The 18,338-nt window shown below is 57.4% G+C and carries 14 protein-coding genes; 6 read left to right on the top strand and 8 right to left on the bottom strand.

Going from position 1 to position 18,338, the window contains the following annotated elements:
- Positions 1 to 4 precede the first annotated feature (4 nt).
- The gene (locus VG146_05280; GenBank protein ID HEV2391760.1) at positions 5 to 802 is read right to left on the bottom strand and encodes a DUF2092 domain-containing protein; all 798 of its coding nucleotides are present in this window, start codon (positions 800 to 802) and stop codon (positions 5 to 7) included.
- Between the two features lie 271 nt (positions 803 to 1,073).
- On the opposite strand from VG146_05280, the gene VG146_05285 reads away from it, so the two are divergent.
- From VG146_05285 to VG146_05295, 3 genes are all read left to right on the top strand, one after another.
- Positions 1,074 to 2,921: a GMC family oxidoreductase gene (locus tag VG146_05285; protein HEV2391761.1), complete on the top strand. Its 1,848-nt coding sequence runs from the start codon at positions 1,074 to 1,076 to the stop codon at positions 2,919 to 2,921.
- Position 2,922: 1 nt separating this feature from the next.
- The gene (locus VG146_05290; protein HEV2391762.1) at positions 2,923 to 3,573 is read left to right on the top strand and encodes a gluconate 2-dehydrogenase subunit 3 family protein; all 651 of its coding nucleotides are present in this window, start codon (positions 2,923 to 2,925) and stop codon (positions 3,571 to 3,573) included.
- Between the two features lie 143 nt (positions 3,574 to 3,716).
- On the top strand, positions 3,717 to 4,874 hold the full coding sequence (locus tag VG146_05295; protein HEV2391763.1) for a sulfite oxidase: 1,158 nt from the start codon (positions 3,717 to 3,719) through the stop codon (positions 4,872 to 4,874).
- 129 nt (positions 4,875 to 5,003) lie between these two features.
- Here the strand turns inward: VG146_05295 and VG146_05300 are convergent, their stop codons facing one another.
- The 4 genes from VG146_05300 to purN all read right to left on the bottom strand — a co-directional run bounded on the left by VG146_05300 (position 5,004) and on the right by purN (position 12,069).
- Positions 5,004 to 6,917, bottom strand: coding sequence for a tetratricopeptide repeat protein (locus VG146_05300; protein HEV2391764.1), 1,914 nt, complete (start codon positions 6,915 to 6,917; stop codon positions 5,004 to 5,006).
- Between the two features lie 15 nt (positions 6,918 to 6,932).
- Positions 6,933 to 8,750 carry a tetratricopeptide repeat protein gene (locus VG146_05305; GenBank protein ID HEV2391765.1) on the bottom strand — a complete coding sequence of 606 codons (1,818 nt, stop codon included), beginning with the start codon at positions 8,748 to 8,750 and terminating at the stop codon, positions 6,933 to 6,935.
- On the bottom strand, positions 8,751 to 10,925 hold the full coding sequence (locus tag VG146_05310; protein ID HEV2391766.1) for a tetratricopeptide repeat protein: 2,175 nt from the start codon (positions 10,923 to 10,925) through the stop codon (positions 8,751 to 8,753).
- A gap of 517 nt (positions 10,926 to 11,442) precedes the next feature.
- Positions 11,443 to 12,069, bottom strand: a complete 627-nt coding sequence (gene purN, locus VG146_05315; GenBank protein ID HEV2391767.1) for a phosphoribosylglycinamide formyltransferase — start codon at positions 12,067 to 12,069, stop codon at positions 11,443 to 11,445.
- 241 nt (positions 12,070 to 12,310) lie between these two features.
- Here purN and VG146_05320 point away from each other — a divergent pair, with 241 nt between their 5' ends.
- Complete coding sequence (locus VG146_05320) at positions 12,311 to 13,465, top strand: formylglycine-generating enzyme family protein (GenBank protein HEV2391768.1); 1,155 nt, start codon at positions 12,311 to 12,313, stop codon at positions 13,463 to 13,465.
- 42 nt (positions 13,466 to 13,507) lie between these two features.
- Here VG146_05320 and VG146_05325 read toward each other — a convergent pair whose 3' ends face one another.
- Complete coding sequence (locus VG146_05325) at positions 13,508 to 14,152, bottom strand: phosphoesterase (protein HEV2391769.1); 645 nt, start codon at positions 14,150 to 14,152, stop codon at positions 13,508 to 13,510.
- A gap of 249 nt (positions 14,153 to 14,401) precedes the next feature.
- On the opposite strand from VG146_05325, the gene VG146_05330 reads away from it, so the two are divergent.
- Positions 14,402 to 15,355 (top strand): hypothetical protein, encoded by a 954-nt coding sequence (locus tag VG146_05330; GenBank protein ID HEV2391770.1) that lies wholly within the window; start codon positions 14,402 to 14,404, stop codon positions 15,353 to 15,355.
- Here the strand turns inward: VG146_05330 and ubiE are convergent.
- Both ubiE and VG146_05340 read right to left on the bottom strand, forming a co-directional pair.
- Positions 15,349 to 16,092, bottom strand: coding sequence for a bifunctional demethylmenaquinone methyltransferase/2-methoxy-6-polyprenyl-1,4-benzoquinol methylase UbiE (ubiE, locus tag VG146_05335; GenBank protein ID HEV2391771.1), 744 nt, complete (start codon positions 16,090 to 16,092; stop codon positions 15,349 to 15,351). The two genes, VG146_05330 and ubiE, sit on opposite strands and share 7 nt — an antisense overlap.
- Before the next feature lie 8 nt (positions 16,093 to 16,100).
- A complete protein-coding gene (locus VG146_05340; protein HEV2391772.1) occupies positions 16,101 to 16,934 on the bottom strand; it encodes a sugar phosphate isomerase/epimerase family protein in 834 nt (277 codons plus the stop codon).
- A gap of 239 nt (positions 16,935 to 17,173) precedes the next feature.
- Here VG146_05340 and prfB point away from each other — a divergent pair.
- Positions 17,174 to 18,320, top strand: a protein-coding gene (gene prfB, locus VG146_05345; GenBank protein ID HEV2391773.1) for a peptide chain release factor 2 whose coding sequence is annotated in 2 segments (ribosomal slippage) — positions 17,174 to 17,242 and positions 17,244 to 18,320 — 1,146 coding nt in all. Because the reading frame shifts where the segments join, the coding sequence is not laid out codon by codon here.
- Positions 18,321 to 18,338: the final 18 nt, after the last annotated feature.

The raw sequence follows: 18,338 nt of genomic DNA on the forward strand, positions 1-18,338 counted from the left end.
TGCGTTATTTTGTTTGCGCTCCGGCTGATGACTCCTGCTGCGTGCCAGTCGCTGCGGCTTGTTGCTGGGCGACGTCTTTTCGCATTGGGATTTTCAGCGCGCCTTCAGGCGCCTCAAACGCAAATGCGGCGTCAGAAATGCGGTCCGACATATCCCATTGGGTAATCAAAGCCGTGAATTCAGGCTGGCCGGGCTCATTTTTCTGCGTGATAACGAATTTGCGAATCAGCGGTTGGGGTCCGTCCTGAATCCAAACCTGCCAATCAATGTTATCCTGGACAAAGGCCAGGTGATGGCAACTAAAGCCCATGGCAGCGGACAAGCCGAAGTACATTCCTTTGCGCACCTTGGCGATGGCGTTGGCGTAGGGGTCGCTCAGTGCCAGGTCCATTAACGGCAGGTCAATCCCATACTCATCGTGGATGGTGTCCAGAGCGGCGTCCAAACTGGGGGGCATCGGCGCGGTGCTGTAAAAATTTCGCTTCCCATCCAGCACCGTGAGAGACTTGCCGTCATACCAGAATTGCCGCTGGACGTAGGATGAGTGGATATTCATGTGCAGCCCATTGGGTCGTTTGACTTGAAGTTCCACCTGGCGGGTGAATTGGAGCTTTTCGCCTTCGGGATTGATGTGTTCGCGCCAGACCTCGGCTGTCAGGCCGAAATAGGGGGCTTGGGCCATGTATTGGCAGGCGGCCCGAAGGACCTCCTCAGCCCGTGGGGCAATATTGGTTTGATCCTGCGCTTTTGCGCCACTCATTCCACACAGGAGGCCGACGCTGATCCAGAATAAAGTTTTCATTCGATTATCGCCCGAGATTCGGCTGAGCCTCAATGTTCCTGAGACCTCCTGCTTACCATACAAAGGGAATCAGTTATTTGCAGCGAGGGTGATTGCCCCAGGGCGCGCCTCATCTTCCTTTGTCGGAAACCGGCCAGGGCCAGCGAAGTCTCCGACAAGGTTTCCGACAAAGGAAGGCAAAAGGCGCATGCTAAATGTCCAAACTCCAAGGGGTCTGCGCGCGGAGCAGACCCCGGTTGACCGCGCAAGGCAGAGCGACTTAATTATCCTTATGGCTTTTATCACAAGCAGTAAAACCAAACCTTCCTATGATGTCATTGTGGTCGGCTCCGGTGCTGCCGGCGGTCAGAGCGCCTATGTGCTGGCAATGGCTGGGCTGAAGGTGTTGATGCTCGAAGCGGGCCGCAAGTACGACCCGGTCATGGAAACGCCGATGTTCAACACTTCCCACCAGGCTCCGCTTGGGGAGGCCGGAACGCCCGACAAACCGTTCGGGTTCTACGATGCGACCGTGGGCGGGGGTTGGACGGTGCCAAAGGAGCCGTACCTGGTGAAACGCAGCCGGCGAGGCCCCGGCTGGCACGAAGCCACCGACTCGGAAGTGGGCTGCACGGACCAGAATTTCATGTGGTGGCGTCCGCGCATGCTGGGCGGGCGGACCAATCATTGGGGCCGGATTGCTTTGCGGATGGGGCCTTATGATTTCAAACCGCGTGAGCGGGATGGTCTGGGAATCGATTGGCCGTTGGATTACAAGGACCTTGCCCCCTATTATGACAAAGTGGAAGCCCTCATCGGTGTTTTTGGCAGCAACGAAGGTCTCGAAAACACCCCCAACTCTTCCCCGGAAGTTCTTTTGCCTCCGCCTAAACCGCGCGCGTATGAGCTGCTTATCAAAAGAGCCTGCACTCGGCTCAAAATCCCGGTCATCCCGGCGCACCGCGCAATTCTTACCCAGAGGCAGGACGTGAAAAAGGTCCCGGCCATGCTGCATCCAGAGGATGCGCGGGCGAGGGGACTTTTGGCAGACGCTATGGGAGCACGGTTGCCTTGCTTCTATGCCACCCCCTGCGGGCGCGGCTGTTCCATTAAGGCGAACTACCAATCGACAACAGTGCACCTGCCGCCCGCGCTGGCTTCCGGCAATTTGGATATCCTGACCGACGCGATGGCGCGCGAAGTAACCCTCGGCACTGACGGCAAGGCAACTGGGGTCAATTATATTGACAAAAAGACCGGACAGGATGGGCATGCCGCGGGCCGGGTCGTTGTGCTGGCGGCGAGCGGGTGCGAGTCAGCTCGAATTCTTCTGAATTCCAAGAACGCATCGTTTCCCAACGGGCTTGCCAATAGCAGCGGCAAGGTGGGGCGGTACTTAATGGACTCCGTGGGCAGTGATCTGCTTGGGCAAATCCCCGCCCTCGAGAATTGCCCGGCTTACAATGAGGATGGGGCCTCCGGGATGCACCTGTACATGCCTTGGTGGTTGTACCAGGAGCAGCAGGCGCGGCGGCTCGATTTCCCGCGAGGTTACCACATCGAACTGGGTGGCGGGCGCGAGATGCCTACAGCGGGAATCTTTGACGGGCTGGACGATTTTACCGCCGGCAGCTATGGCCGCAAGCTCAAGCAAGACGCCCGGCGCTACTACGGCACATTCGTCGGCTTTGCTGGACGAGGCGAAATGATCCCCAATGAGGACAGCTATTGCGAAGTTGATCCGGACAGGAAAGATGCGTTTGGGATTCCCGTCCTGCGTTTTCATTTCAAATGGTCCGCGCACGAAGAAAAACAAGCTGCCCACATGCAGAAGACCTTTGCCGAGATAATCGAGGCGATGGGCGGGCGGGTTGTCGGTGGGCCGGAACTCGACGGCAAAAAGGCCATCGACGTCGGCGGCTCGATCATTCATGAAGTCGGCACAACGTGCATGGGCGCCGAACCGAAGCACTCGGTCCTTAACCAATACTGCCAGGCGTGGGATGTCAAAAACCTGTTTGTGACCGATGGCGGGCCGTTTGTCTCGAATGCAGACAAAAACCCGACGTTGACGATCATGGCCAATGCGTGGCGGGCTTGTGACTACCTGCTCGACCAGGCCAAAAAAGGAAATCTCTAATATGACTGATCCAAAACGCATGGATAGGCGCGAGGCAATCAAATGGATGCTCGCCGCGACTGCCACTGTTTCAATGCTGGACGCCCGCAGTTTTGGCGCGACGCGCGCCCTGTCCGGTTATGGCCGGGACCCCAATTTGATGGAGGTCTATAAGCCGGGTGACTTCTGGCCGCTGACCTTTACTGCTGAGCAGCACCGGGCCGTGTCCGCGCTGTGCGATGTCATCCTGCCGGCAGACGACCGGTCGCCCAGCGCCAGCCAGCTCAAGGTGCCGGATTTCATTGACGAATGGATCAGCGCGCCCTACGAGCGCCAGCAGCGGGACCGTAAAGAGTTGCTGGCGGGCCTGGCCTGGTTGGAAACCGAATCGAAGAAACGATTCCGTTGCGGGTTTGCTGATTTGGCCGATGCGCAGAAGCAGCGCATCTGCGACGATATTTGCTCCCTGCAAAAGGCCCGGCCCGGATTCAAAAAGGCGGCTGGTTTCTTCCGGACCTTTCGGAACCTGGCGATGAGCGGGTTTTACACCACGCCCGAAGGGATGAAGGACCTGCAATACCTCGGTAATGTTCCGCTGCTGAAGTTCGATGGACCACCTCCAGAGGTATTGGCGTTCTTGAGACTCGAAGGAGTACCACCTCACAGAACTTGAGATTCCCTACACCTTAGCAGCAATTAAATGTCAATAGATGCCAAGTCGGAGTGCGCCAACTTGGGTTGCGAAAACTTGCTCCGAGCGCCAATTCGGCGCAGATTGTCCACGCGGTGGAAACAGCCCGGGCGATTATGTGAATTATGAGAGACCCTCTGACAGTGCCGGAACCCCCAGCGGCGCCTTCATTGCGCGAACAAGACGCCTTTCGCGGATTGATCATCCGCGAGCGTGAACCTGAAAACCTTGAGTTCGTCTTTTCGGGGCTTAACAGCGCAGTGACTCCTAACGAGCAGTTTTTCGTTCGCAGCCATTTCCCCGTTCCTCAGATTGATCTCGCGAGCTGGCGTCTGAAGATCGAGGGGCAGTTGGAACGGCCACTGGAGTTGACCTATGCTCAATTAACCCAAATGCCGGCAAAGACGGTGGCCATGGTGATGGAATGCGCAGGCAATAGCCGGATATTTCTTTCACCAAAAGTCAGCGGGCTGCAATGGGAATTGGGAGCGGTGGGCAACGCGGAATGGACCGGTGTGCCCTTAGCGGAGGTCTTGCATCAGGCCGGACTCAAGCCCGGGGCGCGGGAGATTGTGCTCGAAGGCGCGGACAGCGGTGAGATCAAGAAAGAGCCGCTGTCGCCCGGCAAGATAACTTATGCCCGCAGCCTGCCCCTGGCCAAGGCACTGAGTTCGGATGTGATTTTGGCCTACCAGATGAATGGCGAGAGGTTGTCTTTGGCTCATGGCTACCCCGTGCGAGCGGTGGTCAGCGGGTGGTATGGCATGGCCTCGGTTAAATGGCTCAGCCGTATTCTGGTGACGGAGCGGGTTTTCCGCGGCTATTTTCAAACGGCAGATTACACCTTTTGGGAGCGGCGCGACGGCCTGCCGATTCAATTGCTGCCGGTCGGGGAACTGGAGGTCAAAGCCCAAATTGCGCGTCCTGCGCTGCACGAGGTGGTGCCGGCCAGTTCGATTTACAGGATTCATGGAGCGGCCTGGACCGGGGAGTCGGAGGTGACAAAAGTGGAAGTGAGCGCCGATGGCGGGATTATCTGGCTGCCGGCGCAGTTATTAGGGCCGCCCAACGGCTACGGCTGGCGTTTATGGGAACATCATTGGCACACGCCTGCCCAACCCGGCCACTGCACTCTCATGGCCCGCGCCACGGATGGCCGGGGGCGCACGCAGCCATCCGAGCGGGATTCCCATCGTGGGACTTACATGATTAGCCATATCCAACCCATCGAAATTGAGGTTAGGAAAGTGCCGGGCCGCTCGGCAGAGAGTTACACCATATGAAAACTGCTTGCGTCTGTTGCGGGCTTCGAGGACGAGGGGACGGCCAGCTATTTTAAAAAACACGCTCTTGGAGGGCGTTTGAAAAACCTTGTTCAGGTACGTCGGCTGCTACATTTTCAAAAGTGGCTCTTAGAAAAGCTCGTTCAGGCGTTGCGTGGCTTCCGGGTAATTGGGGCGCAGCTTAAGTGCCAGCTTTAATTGTATGATTGCTTCCTCACGCCGGCCAGCCGCGGCCAGCGCCGCACCAAGATTGAAGTGGGCTTCAGGGGAGTTGGAGTCCAGCCGTGCCGCTTGCTCGAACTCACCGAGCGCTTCATCGAGACGGCCCAAATTGAACAACACGCTTCCCAAATCATTGCGCGTGGACGAATCGTCTGGATTCAACTCGACCGCCTGGCTGAGTTCTGCAACCGCTTCCTGGCTGTGCCCCTGCGCCACCAGCACACCGGCCAGGTTGAGATGGATGCGAAAATCTTTCGGGTCCAACTTCAAGGCCTCGCGGTATTCGAGCGCAGCCTGCTCGAGGCGGCCTTGGCGTTGATAAAGATAGCCGAGGTTGCTGCGCGCCTCCGCAAAAGTTGGTAAACGTCTGAGTGCCTCATCGAACTGAGCGATGGCATTGTCGGTGCGGCCCAACTCCAGGAACAAACTGCCCAGCCCGTTGCGCGTGTTCACATCATCCGGTTTCAGGCGCAGCACCTCTTCATACTCCCGCAGGGCTTCAGCGAGGCGTCCCTGCTTTTCCAAGGCGTTTCCCAGATTGCCGTGCGCGAGATAATTATCCGGAACGACGGCGATGGCATGACGGAACAGCGTCTCGCTATCTTTCCAAAAGCCGGTTTGATGAAAAGTGATCGCGCCGCATAGCAGCGCCAGCGCGAGCCCAACTGCCGAGAAAACCGTTGCCCGGGAGCGCGCTGCTTGGGGGCTTGGAACCAACCAGGTTAAGGCAACCAGCACGCCAAGCGATGGGAGATAGGTATAACGGTCTGCCATGGCTTGGCGGCCAACCTGCACGAAGCCAATCACCGGGACCAGTGTCCCTAAAAACCAAAGCCAACCCATCAGCAGATAAGGCCGCTCGCGCCGTGTCAAAAATACAATGACGGTGATGGCCACGAGCAGGACTGAAGCCGCTAGAACGGAGCCCGCAGGCCAATTGCCTGGATGCGGGTAGAAGATGGCCAAATTCGCCGGCCAAAAGATGTCACCGAGATACCGGCAATAGGAAACCACAGCGTTGGCAAGACGATCGCCAAAGGACAAGCGGCCCAGCAACAGCGTGGCCCCGGCATTGTTCTGGACCAGGAAAGTCACAAGACTCGAAAGAAGCGCCAGAACAAGGAAAGGGAGCTTTTCAAGCAGGAGAAGTCCTAACGGAGAGGAGGAGAGCCGCCGCAGAGGCCAGAAATCCAGTAACAACAACACAAATGGAAGGGTCACCAGCATTGGTTTACTCATAAGCCCGCAAGCAAAGAAAGCCAGAGCCAGGATATAGTAGCGCCACGCGGCTGGTTTTCGCTGAGCGTAAGTCGTATAAGCCCAAAGGGTGAGCAGGAAGAACAAAGCGCTCAGCACATCCTTGCGCTCGGCAACCCACGCCACCGATTCGACTCTCAGCGGGTGCAAGGCCCAAATGCCGGCCACAAACAGGCTGCGCCAGGATGAATTGGTCATCTTCATTAGCAGCAGGAATACGAGCACGCTATTTGCCCCGTGAAAAAAAATGCTGGTCAAGTGATGTCCCCATGGCCTGAGACCGTAAACCTGGTAGTCCAGCATGTGCGACAGCCAGGTTAGCGGATGCCAGTTGCTCCCGTGCGAGGTGGTAAACGCCCAGCGCACTCCTCGCCAGCTCAAGCCGGTCTGCACATGCTGGTTTTGCGTCACGTACGTCCCGTCATCGAAGCTGATAAAGTCGTTATTCAGTGCGGGAACAAAGGCTGCCAGGACGGCCAAAAACAGCAGGAGACAGGCGACCCAATTGCCGCCGCACTCCAAAAGGTCGAGGGTCTCTTTGAATTGTCGCTTTGCGCTCTCCATGTTTACAAAACGTCCCTATTGCCTTGTAAGGGCCTGAAGCTGCTCCTGGGCCGGATGGTAATCGGGTTGGAGCTCTAAAGCTTTTCTCAGATGAACTATCGCCTCGGGCCGGCTGCCTTTCTGGAGCCAGGCCATAGCGAGGTCAAGCTGCGCCGAGGCCGACTGCGGGCGCAATTTCACCACCTGTTTGAAATGAGTAATGCCTTCTTCGTAGCGGCCAGCAATGCATAGCGTTACACCCAGATTGTGATGGACTTCCGCCGACTCAGGTTTCAGGCGGGCCGCTTCTTCGTATTCGGCCAACCCACGCTCAATACGGCCCTGCCTGCAATAGACGTTCGCCAGGTTGCCGCGGGTTTCAGCATCCTCCGGCCTCAGTCTGACCACTTCCTGGAATTCAAGGGCTGCTTCATCGAGCCGCCCCTGTTTTTCATAAACCAGGCCGAGGTTGTTATAAGCCAGAAAATTATTCCGGGTAACGGCTGCCGCGTGAGTCCACAAGGTTTCATTGTCGCGCCAGTAGCCAGCCTGGCGCCGAGTTGAAATGGCACACAACCCGATGAGCGCGCCGCCCGCAGCCCACCAGGCCACGCTGCGATAATGCCATGTCCCCAACAATTCCTGGGCGCTCCAGGCAACGATCACGAATACCCCGAGCAGTGGGATGTAAGTATAACGGTCTGCCATCGCCTGGCGGCCAACCTGGACCAAACCAATGACCGGAACGAGCGTCCCCAAGAACCAAAGCCAGCCTACCCACGCATAGGGGCGCCGGCCTCTGCTGCGCCATGCCAGCAGGGTCAGCCCAAATACCGGCGCTGCAGCGAAGACCACGCTCCAGGCAGACCAACGGCCCGGGTGTGGATAAAAAATGGCCAGGTCCGCAGGCCAGACCGTTTTACCCAGGTACCGTGCGTAAGACACCAAGGCGTTTTCGAGTCGCAGGCTAACCGGGAGCTGGATAACATGGGCTACGGCGCCGCCCTTCTGCTGAACCAGGAAAGTAACGACGCGGGAAATGGCAGAGAGGAAAAAGAACGGGAGCTTTTCGAGGACCAGTCGTCCCCACGCCCAGGTTTGGCTTTGAGCGCTGAGTTTAGAGCCAGGTGGTCTTTCAGATTGGGTTTGGCGAACAGCGCCGCGCTGGAACGGCCAATAATCCAGCAACAGCAGCACAAACGGGAGAGTCACCAACATCGGTTTGCTCATCAATCCAAGAACGAAACAGAGCAACGCGCTGCCGTACCAGAGCCAGCCGCCTTCAGCCGTCCGGCGCTTTTCCACAAAGCGGCAGTAGGCCCAAAGGGTCAGTAGAAAGAACAAGGTGCTCAGGACATCTTTCCGTTCAGCTATCCAGGCAACCGACTCGACATGCAGCGGATGAATCGCAAAGAGCGCCGCAACAAAAAAGCTGCGCCAAAGCGCCCCGGTCATGCGGGTGAAGAGCAGGAAAACAAGCCAGGCATTAAGGCCATGGATCAAGAGACTCATTAAATGATGTCCCCAGGGCTGAAGCCCAAAGAGCTGGCAATCGAGGCTGTGCGCCAGCCAGGTCAACGGATGCCAATTAGTTGCTTCGGTGCTCGAAAAGGCCCATTTGACGGAAGGCCAGGCAAGCCCGGCGCGCACATGGTCGTTGGCCGTTACGTACAGGTCATCGTCGAGGTCGATGAAACCAGCCCGCAGGAGCGGGGCAAAAGACCAGGCGATCAGCGCGCCCAGGCATAAACAAAGGAGCAGTATCGAGGAGAACGGGTTGCGCTCAATCGGCAGAGGCCCGGTCATGCCAGCACGATTAAGGCGAGGCTTGTCTTTTGAGAGGTGCGTTGCCATTCAATGCAGCTCATTCAACTGCCGTTGCGCTTCTTGGTAGCCTGGCCTGAGTTCGAGCGCCCGGCTAAACTCCTCGCGCGCCTCGCCGGCGTTGCCCTGGCGCAGCAGGACCAATCCCAAACCGCAGTGGGCTTCCGGGTTATTGGGAATGAGCCGAATCCCTTCACGATATTGGGCCACAGCCTCGTCCAGCCGGCCCTGGGTCGCCAGCCCGGCTGCGTGGGCATTTACGACTTCAGCCGCTTTGCGAAAATGCGCCTGAGCCTGATTTGTCTGGCCGAGGGCATTGAGGGCGATTGCCAGATTAATGTGAGTCATCGGTTGGTCGGGGTTGACCTCCAGCGCCTTGGCATAATGTTCGAGGGCCTCTTTGAATCGGCCCTGCGATGCCAGGGCAACCGCCAAATTAACATGCGCCGTGATATGTTTTGGGTTCACCTGAATGGCCTTGCGATCGTGTTCCATCGCTTCTTCGATCTGGCCGCGGTTGGCCAGAATGACCGCCAGATTCACATGCGCCTCGGGATTATCCGGATTGACCTGCAGGGCCCTTTCGTAAAACTCCATGGCTTCATCCTGCCGGCCCTTGGCAAATAGAGCGTTTCCAACGCTGACAAGCCCATCGACCGTGTTTGGACCGGTCCGGAGGGCCTGGCGATATTCTTCAAGCGCCTCGTCGAATTGGCCGCGATGCAGCAAATCGCGGCTTAGATTATAGCGCGCCAGCCAGGAATCAGGGTTCTTCCTGACGGTATCACGCCAGAGGGTTTCGACATCCTTGTAGGCCTGCGCCTGGCGCCAGGTCAAACTCCCCAGGCCAAGCACCAGCAGCCCGCAAAAGACCGGCTCCAGCCATGGCCGCTGTTGGCGCAAACGCTTCGCCACAACCGCAAGCCCGGCCGCAACCAGGGCAAAAGGCCCGATACAGGCCATATACTGATAGTGATCGGCGACGAAGCTGTAGCGAAAGGTAAACAGCATGATGAACCCCAGGGTCGGCGCCAGTGTTGCCACATAATATGCGGCGGCCAATAGCGGACCGCGTCCAGCATATCGCCGCGCAAAAAGCAGCAGCCCACAAAATAGAACTCCCAGGGCTAGCCAGGCATACGCGAGAGGGTCGGTTGTGTGAATCACCCAACGCGGGTAGCTAAAAGTCAGGTTGACGGGCCATAGAAGTTTCCAGGCATAAAACCACACGCCGCGGCTGGCGATGAGCACTCGTTCCAGCGGGCCGATGGCGAAAACTCCCCCGTTTGTCCCAATATGGTGGCGCTCCCACCACATCGTCAATAGGCCCATCCCCAAGCCCATGGCCACGAACGGCGCGATTTGCGCCCAACGCCACCGGGTGATTGGCTTCCTTTTGAGCCAGAGACTCACAACCAGTGCGGCAGGCACGGTGCAGGCCGTGGTTTTGCTGAACAATGCCAGTAGGTACAAGACAAGAGCGCCCGTATAAAATCCCCATCGCTTCGGTCGTTCCTCGATAAACGCGAGCCAAGCCAATAAAGACCACAGGACGAAGAACAGTGAGAGGAGATTCTTGCGTTCAGTAATCCAGGCAACGGATTCGACCTGCACCGGGTGCAGGGCGAACAGGGCCGCTGCGAGCCAGGCGCCCGGGAGTTCCAAGCGCTTTAAGAGCCTCCAGACCAGCAAGGCGTTGGCCGCTTGAAAGAGGATGTTGACCCAATGATAGCCAGCCGGATTGAGGCCCCACAGGGCGTATTCAACCCGGAACATCGAATAAACCAACGGAAAGTACTGCGAAGGGGAATCCTCGGAAAACCAAATACGCCGCAGCCCATCAGGGGCGGTAAGCAGTTTGTTTTTTATGACATAAACATCGTCATCCCAGATAAACCCGCCATGCCAGACCGGTTGGTAGGCCAGAATCGTGGCCCAAACCAACAGCAACCCCAAAAACCGAGGATGGCGCCAAAAGGGCGGCTGCTGGGAAGGCCGCACCAGAGGCTGGCTGATAAGGTGCTCGGTTGGCCGGGCAGCCGCCAGCATAGCCGGCATCGAGGACCTGGTGGAGGCTGCGGATGGAGAGTTGATCGTAGTGCGGGATATGGACTCTTGTGCCGCCTTCCTCCGCGAACCCGAGCTGTCCTGGCCAGCATCGGTCGCTCCGCCAGACCTGGCCCGGCCACCTCGTCGCCTTTTCATCGAGCGACCATGTTATCGAGGGTGGCTTATCAGTTCAATACATGAGCAAGAGAATGAACCGAGAACTTTCTCTCTTTTACTCTGGCCCATTACTTGCTGTCACCGAAACTATGAAGCGTGCTGCGTTCAAAGTACAATCTGCAAAAGGTGGTTGGATTCGAACATCCATCGCCCCAATCAATCACAAGAATGATAGGAACTTCGGTGTGGTGGATGTCCTCATGTTCATGTCATTAGTGGCTCTGGTTGTGGCTGTTGCGAGGGTTTTGATCGCCCATTAAAGGCTCCCGCCGGGCACCCGGTTAGGTGGTGGGCGCCACAATCCGAAACAGTTCCCATTTTACCGCCGCTACCATTGCCTTACGCAAACTGCGCCTGTCCCATTTTTGGCCCCGAAAAGTATCACACGACGACATATAGCCGCGAAGGAACGCAAAGAAATGCGGTACAAAACACAGAGGGATTCTTCGCTCTTTGCGTTCCCTGTGTTCTTTTGCGACGATTAATTCTGCGGCTCTTACCTTTTCCAGATCACCTGTCTTCCGCGCACCTGGACTTTGCCAAGCGCGATAGCAGCGATGCAGCGGGGGTATAACTCGTGTTCGGCGGCATGGATTCGTTGATGCAGACTCTCGGGGGTGTCGTCATCCAGCACGGGCACAGTCTGCTGGCCAATAATCGGCCCCGAATCGACGCCGGCTTCGACAAAATGCACGCTGCAGCCAGTAACCTTTACGCCATATTCGAGCGCCTGTTTCCAGGCCTCAAGCCCGGGAAACGACGGCAGCAGAGACGGGTGAATGTTGACGATGCGCCCGTCGAATCGGGCCAGAAACTCTCCTTTTAAGACTCGCATGAAGCCTGCCAGGGCGATCAAATCGACTTTCGCCTCGAGCAGCGCCTCCACATAAGCCCGCTCCGCGTCCTCATCTAGTTTGGTGCGAAATTTCCCAGGCGCAATGAAACGTGCCGGGATGTTCCGTTGTTGTGCCAATTGCAGAATACCAGCCTCAGCGACATCGCTGAGCACGAGGGCCACTTGCGCCGGCACTGTGCCTGCCGTGCAGGCATCGGCAATGGCGGCGAAATTCGAGCCTCTGCCCGAGCCCAACACCCCAATCCGGAACTTTTGCTCGTGGCTCACCGCAGTCTCTTACCTGCACAAGGGCGCACCTCACAAGCAAAAATGGGAGGCGGCGTTTGATGGCTTTTGGAGTGCGCCGGCAAAGCGCAGCAACAACGGCGCTTTTGGACGCTGCGGCGCCGGTGAACCCTCCAAAGCGGCGTCGCGCTTCGCTTGCCGCCGCACCCCACGACGTTGGGGTAAAGTCTCCATCCATTCGGGGGCAAAAAGGGGCTAGGTTGCGCCAAATCTAGAGGTGCAAATGACGCAGAAATTCTGTTTGTATGGTAATCGCCTAATGGCCTTAGGGATTCTCTTTTCGCTCACCCTCACAAGCAGGGCGGCTCCGCCGGCCATTGCCAGTATCATCCTCACCGAGGGGGGGCTGGAACTGAATATCTCGAGCGATCTCGGCATCACCAATCAAATCCAAACAACGAGCGATATAGGCCAGGGAAACTGGGTGACGCTGACGAACCTGCTTGTGTCCCAAAGCCCGTATTCATTTGTGGACTCGATGACGGTCACCGGTTCCCAGCGCTTTTATCGGGTTGTGGGCCTGAGCCAAACCAATAATCCCATCCCTCCTGGCATGGTCCTGATTCCTGCCGGCAGCTTTCAGATGGGAGACACCTTCAACGAAGGAGAATCCTACGAACTGCCCGTCCACACTGTTTATGTGAGCGGCTTTTATATGGATAAATATGAAGTCACTAAAGCGCTGTGGGACCAGGTAAAAGGATGGAATGGCGGCAACGGCTACACCTATGACAATCCCGGTTCGGGGAAGGGGACCAATCATCCGGTCCAGAGCATTGATTGGTACGACATGGTGAAGTGGTGCAACGCGCGCTCGGAGATGGAGGGGCGGACGCCTGCATATTACACCGATGCCCGACTCACCCAAGTTTATAAAATGGGACAGGTCGCCCCTTATGTGAACTGGTATGCTGGATACCGCTTGCCAACCGAGTCGGAATGGGAAAAAGCGGCGCGGGGCGGGGCCAGCGGTCATCGATTTCCGTGGGCAGACGTAGATACCATCACTCACAGCCAGGCCAACTATTACAGCGACAGCAGCTTTCCTTACGATATCAGCCCGACCCGGCAGTATGACCCGCCATTCGTCGATGGGGTCATGCCTTATACCAGCCCGGTGGGTTCGTTTGCCCCCAACGGTTACGGCCTATACGACATGGCCGGCAACGTTTGGGAATGGTGCTGGGATTGGGCGGGCGCCTACCCAAGCGCCCCGCAAACCGATCCGCGCGGCCCGGACACCGGCTCAACTCGCGTCGGCCGGGGCGGCAATTGGAATTATTACGCGGAGCACTGCCGCAACTCCTATCGTTATGGAAACTCGCCGGATTATAGCGCGACCAATATCGGATTCCGGTCTGCCCTGCCGGCGCAATAGGCCTCGCGGCAGATTGAAACGCTAATCTACGCTGATAATCGATTAGCGAAGATTAGCGGTTTTGACGCCCAACTGGGCCGCTTTGGACAGAAGCTGGCCGATATTTTCCAGACAAAACCGGGACCAGGATTCGTAAGCCGTCGCTTCTTTTGCAGCTTCGGGAATCGGGATGAATTCCGGCGCCACAATCCCCTTGCACCGGCCAGTAATCGTACGGCTGGCCACTGGCATGACATGCACAACCCCAAAGTGCACGTATCCGACATCAGTACTGTCGTCATTGATGAGCGCTACAGGGGCCTCTTTTGATTCATTAAGGGCCACCTCCTCGCGTATCTCGCGCAGCATGGCATCGTGATAGCCGATGCCGGATGAAAAAAGCCCATGGTCTTCTTCCGCGATGTGGCCCCCGACCCCCACTGAAAAGAGTCCATGCAAGCGGGTTTCCTGGCCGCCTTTGCCTCGGCGATAGCGCAAGATGCTGCCATTACAGACCAGCAGCACATAAGGGATAAGCTGCTTGTAGTTTCGGTCCTGCTCGGCCTCGCTCCGGTTCCGGTACGCGAGCTGCGACGCATCGGTCACAACCGGCAGATATTTCTCCACATCAAGGCTCAGCCCCTGGAACACTCCTAGCTCTTCCAGAACCTTCCGCTTAAAACATAGCACTCTTTCTTCCGCAGCCATGGGTTGAATTTCGTTTCGGTTTTCCGGCTTTCAATACTGGTTGCGCCCAGGCTGCGCGACGAGCAAAACCTGTTGGCCGTTATTAACCGCTTATTGAAAGGTTATTAACAACCGACTTTCCCTTGAAGCTTCCTCAGTTTCTGCGTTCTCTGCGTTCTTTTGCGGCTGATTCGCACACCTCCGCTTTTTCGGGGCGCAACCAAAACTACCGGGTGGTGTTCATTAAGGAAAAGTGTATAATAGGGTTAAATGAGGCAAAGTCTCACAATCTGTATAGGTTTGGCCCTTGGGCTGATATTGGTTGGGAATGCGGGGGCGGTGGCCCGGAATCCCTCACCGGATCGGTATGCGAGCATTCCGGAACGCAACGCCTTCGGGCTCAAGTCGCCACCGCAAATAAATGTCACCTCAGCACCACCCCAACTGCCAAAGCTCATACTCACGGGCATTACAACAATTCTGGGCAATAAACGCGCCTTAATGCTTGAGGCGCCCCCGGCCAACAAGCCCGCCGACCGGCCCAAAGAGGAGTCTTTGATTTTAACAGAAGGCCAGCGCCAGGGAGACGTTGAGGTGCTACAAATTGATGAGAAAGCCGGCAGCGTGATGGTGAATCATTCGGGACAGATAATGACCCTTACATTCGAGAAGGATGGGCTCAAGCTGCCGAATACGCCAATGCCGATGCCGATGCGCCCCGGCGCTCCAGGGATGGTTCCCACCCCAACCTATCTGCCTCCCGGCACTCAAAGTCCGAATCGGGGCGTGCTTGGCCTGCCGCAGTATCGAGTTCCCGGGCGTGTTCCTCCTGGTCCGGCGGGCGGCTTGACTCCGACCGGTCGGATGGCTTTTCCCGCGCCCTCAGCCCCAGTGACACCTCCTCAAGCTGCGCCAACCGAATCCTCCGCTGCGTCTGGCTCGGCCCCTCAACCGAGCCCTCCCGCCGACCTGGCTCAATCCCCGGCTGCCAACCCGGCTCCACTGCCGCAAGCTGCTGCGATTTCTCCGCCCTCCCTGAGCACGCCTTCCGATTCCGGTGTTGCGGCAGCAACCGAACCGGCGCCCACTACAGATGCGCTTTCCCTTACCGGTTTGCCAAATGACCTTACGCCCGAAGAAAAGATGATTTTTTTGGACCTGCAGCAGCAGGGGAACATGGACCTTGGGATTCCGGCATCGCCGGCCAGCGCGCCGGCTCAGTAATCGGTGCATTTCTGGCCGTAGTTGATGCTCATGGCTCCGCCGAGCAGGTTGACTACGCCGACCTGTTCCAGACGCAGTTGGCGCATTTTGGCTGCCACGCCTTCTTGAGCCGGGTAGTGCCTCAGCGATTCAAGGATATAGGCGTAAGCAGCGGCATTGCCGCAAAAGAGCCGGCCCAGGCAAGGCACAAACGCGCGCAAATACCCCATGTAGAAGGCGCTCCAGACTGGATTTCGAGGTTTGCCAAAATCCAATACCAGCAGGCGACCACCTGGTTTCGCCACCCGCCGCATTTCACACAGGCCGGTCTCCCAATTCGAGAGGTTGCGCAACCCGTAGCCGACCGTCACAATATCGAAACTATTCTCACGGAATGGCAGATTCTGCGCATCCCCGCGCACCAGATACAGGCCGTCTGCTGGGATTGTGGCTGCGCTGCGCATCCGGCTTTTCCTGCTCTCAGCCACGGCGAGCATCTGTTCGCTAAAATCCAATCCAATTACCCTCAAGCCGCGCCGGCACAATCCCAAAGCCAGGTCGCCGGTCCCGCAGCAGAGGTCCAGGGCAGACTGCCCAGGTTGGGGCTGGGCCAGCTCGATGACGCGTTTTTTCCAACGCCTGTGCAGGCCCAGGCTCTGGAGATCGTTAATCAGATCGTAACGCAACGCGATTCGGCCAAAAAGAGCCCTTACCTGCGCTGCGCGTCCCCGGCCAGGGTCGAAAAAGGGATTCGGCATAACTCAACTCAAGGCACTGGACCCGCCGCTTGAGCGAAGGTTTCCTTCAAGTAATCGATGCTTTTCCGGGCGATGACCTCCGCCCCGTCGCTGAAATCGAACACCTCAACAGAAACGTAGCGGCTGTAGCCCACCTCCCTTAGAGCTGAGGCAATAGGTCTGAAATCCACTTTGCCAAATCCCGGTCCTTTCAGGTTCTTATCATTGGCGTGGAAATGCGCAAAGTGGGGCCAGGATTCGCGGATGATGCGCGGGATGGGTTTGGACTCCGAGCACATCGCCTTTACATCGAGAATGATTTGGACGCTGGGCGAGGCCAGGGCTTGGACGAACTCGATGGCCTCGGCGGCTGTGTTGATGAAATTAGTTTCTGCCGGAGCCAAAGGCTCAAAACAGATGGTCACTTGCCGTTGCGCTGCGGCATCGGCTGCGCTGCGAAAGGTCTCAAGAGCCCAATCGCGCGCCTGCTCGCGCGAGACACCCGGCAAAACATTGCGCTGCCGGGGCGAGCCGGCCACCATGCAGTCACCACCGATGTCGGCGCAAAAATCCACCAGCGCTCGCAAATATTCGGAGGTCCGCCTGCGGACGCCAGGGTCTGAATGGTTGAGGTAAAGTCCTTCGGGTTTGACCAAAATCCAATGGATTCCAACGACGGCTATGCCGTTGCGCGCTGAGGCCTCCCGAATCGATTTCCTTTGGCCGGATGTTATTTCAGTCACCGAGTTCGCCAGAGTAAATGGGGCGATTTCGAGGCCTTCATAGCCCAACTGGGCGGCGTGGGCAAAAACCTCCTCGATTTTCCAGCCCTGAAAAATCTCGTTGCAAATGGCGAATTTCATCGCGGGTGAGAGTCGGGAGTTCGAGGAGGAACTTCAAGCCGGCATTTCAGTTCGCCGAGGCCAGTTCCAAGCCTTTGTAGGAGACGACGTAAGGAGTCTTAATCGAAATTGTCAATTGCCTGCTTTTGCTTGACTGGGAAGTGGCTGATCAGAGACTCCTTACGTCGTCTCTTACATGCGGGGATTTCGCCTCCAAAGGGCACTTGCAACCGTTGTGCCCGCAACCTACATTCCGCCGGATGTTTGATACCATTCGAGCTGAATTGACGACCGCCGCCGATAAACTTGCTCATCTGCGGAGGTTTCTTTGACGTGCCCGGCGCGCAGAAACGCCTGGGCGAACTCAACGCCTTGATGGCGGCGGAAAACTTCTGGAACAATCGTGAGAGCGCCCAGAAGCTGATAGAAGAGGCCAATTTACTCCGGGCAAAAACCGAGCCATTGCTCAAAGCGGAGAAGGAAGTGGAAGATTTCCGCGTGATGGTCGAATTGGGCGAGGCGGAGCCCGAAGCAGCGCAAGGAAAAATCCAACAGGAACTCGAAGGAGACCTTTCCCGGTTTTTCAAGGAATTGGACGCGCTCGAATTGAAGGTTTTCCTCAGCGGCCCTCATGATCGGAGCAACTGCATTCTGAGCATCAACGCCGGAGCGGGCGGAACGGAATCGTGCGATTGGGCGAACATGCTGATGCGGATGTATCAGCGCTGGGGCGAAGCGCGCGGCTGGAAAGTCGAACTCGAAGATGCTCTGGCCGGTGAGGCCGCCGGCATCAAGAGCGCCACCTTGGTATTCGAGGGCGAGAATGCCTATGGCTTTGCCAAAGCCGAGCGAGGCGTGCACCGCCTGGTGCGTATCTCGCCTTTTGACTCCAATAAACGGCGCCATACCAGCTTTGCCAGCGTGGATGTCATTGCCGAAATCGAGGAGACCAACAGCGACATCGTTATCCCACCCGTCGAACTGAAGGTGGACACCTACCGCTCAGGGGGAAAAGGCGGACAGAACGTGAACAAAGTCGAGACCGCCGTCCGAATCACCCATCTGCCTACCGGCACGGTGGCGGCTTCGCAAAGCCAGCGCTCGCAACATCAGAATCGCGCCACAGCCATGAAGCTGTTGCTGTCCAAATTATTTGCCCAACGGCAAGACGAGCAAAAAGCCGAGATGGAACGCTTTTACGGAGAGAAGGGGAGCATCTCTTGGGGCAACCAAATCCGGAGCTACGTCTTCCAGCCCTATCGCATGGTCAAAGACCTGCGCACCGGCGTTGAAACGAGCAACGTGCAGGCGGTCATGGACGGCGAGTTGGACCCTTTCGTGAACGGTTGGTTGCGCGCGGGTTGTCCGGCCAAACGAATGCAGGGCATTAAGGATGAAGAGGAATAATCCTCGGGCCTCAATTCT

Source organism: Verrucomicrobiia bacterium, assembly GCA_035946615.1.
Taxonomy (GTDB): Bacteria; Verrucomicrobiota; Verrucomicrobiia; order Limisphaerales; family UBA8199; genus DASYZB01.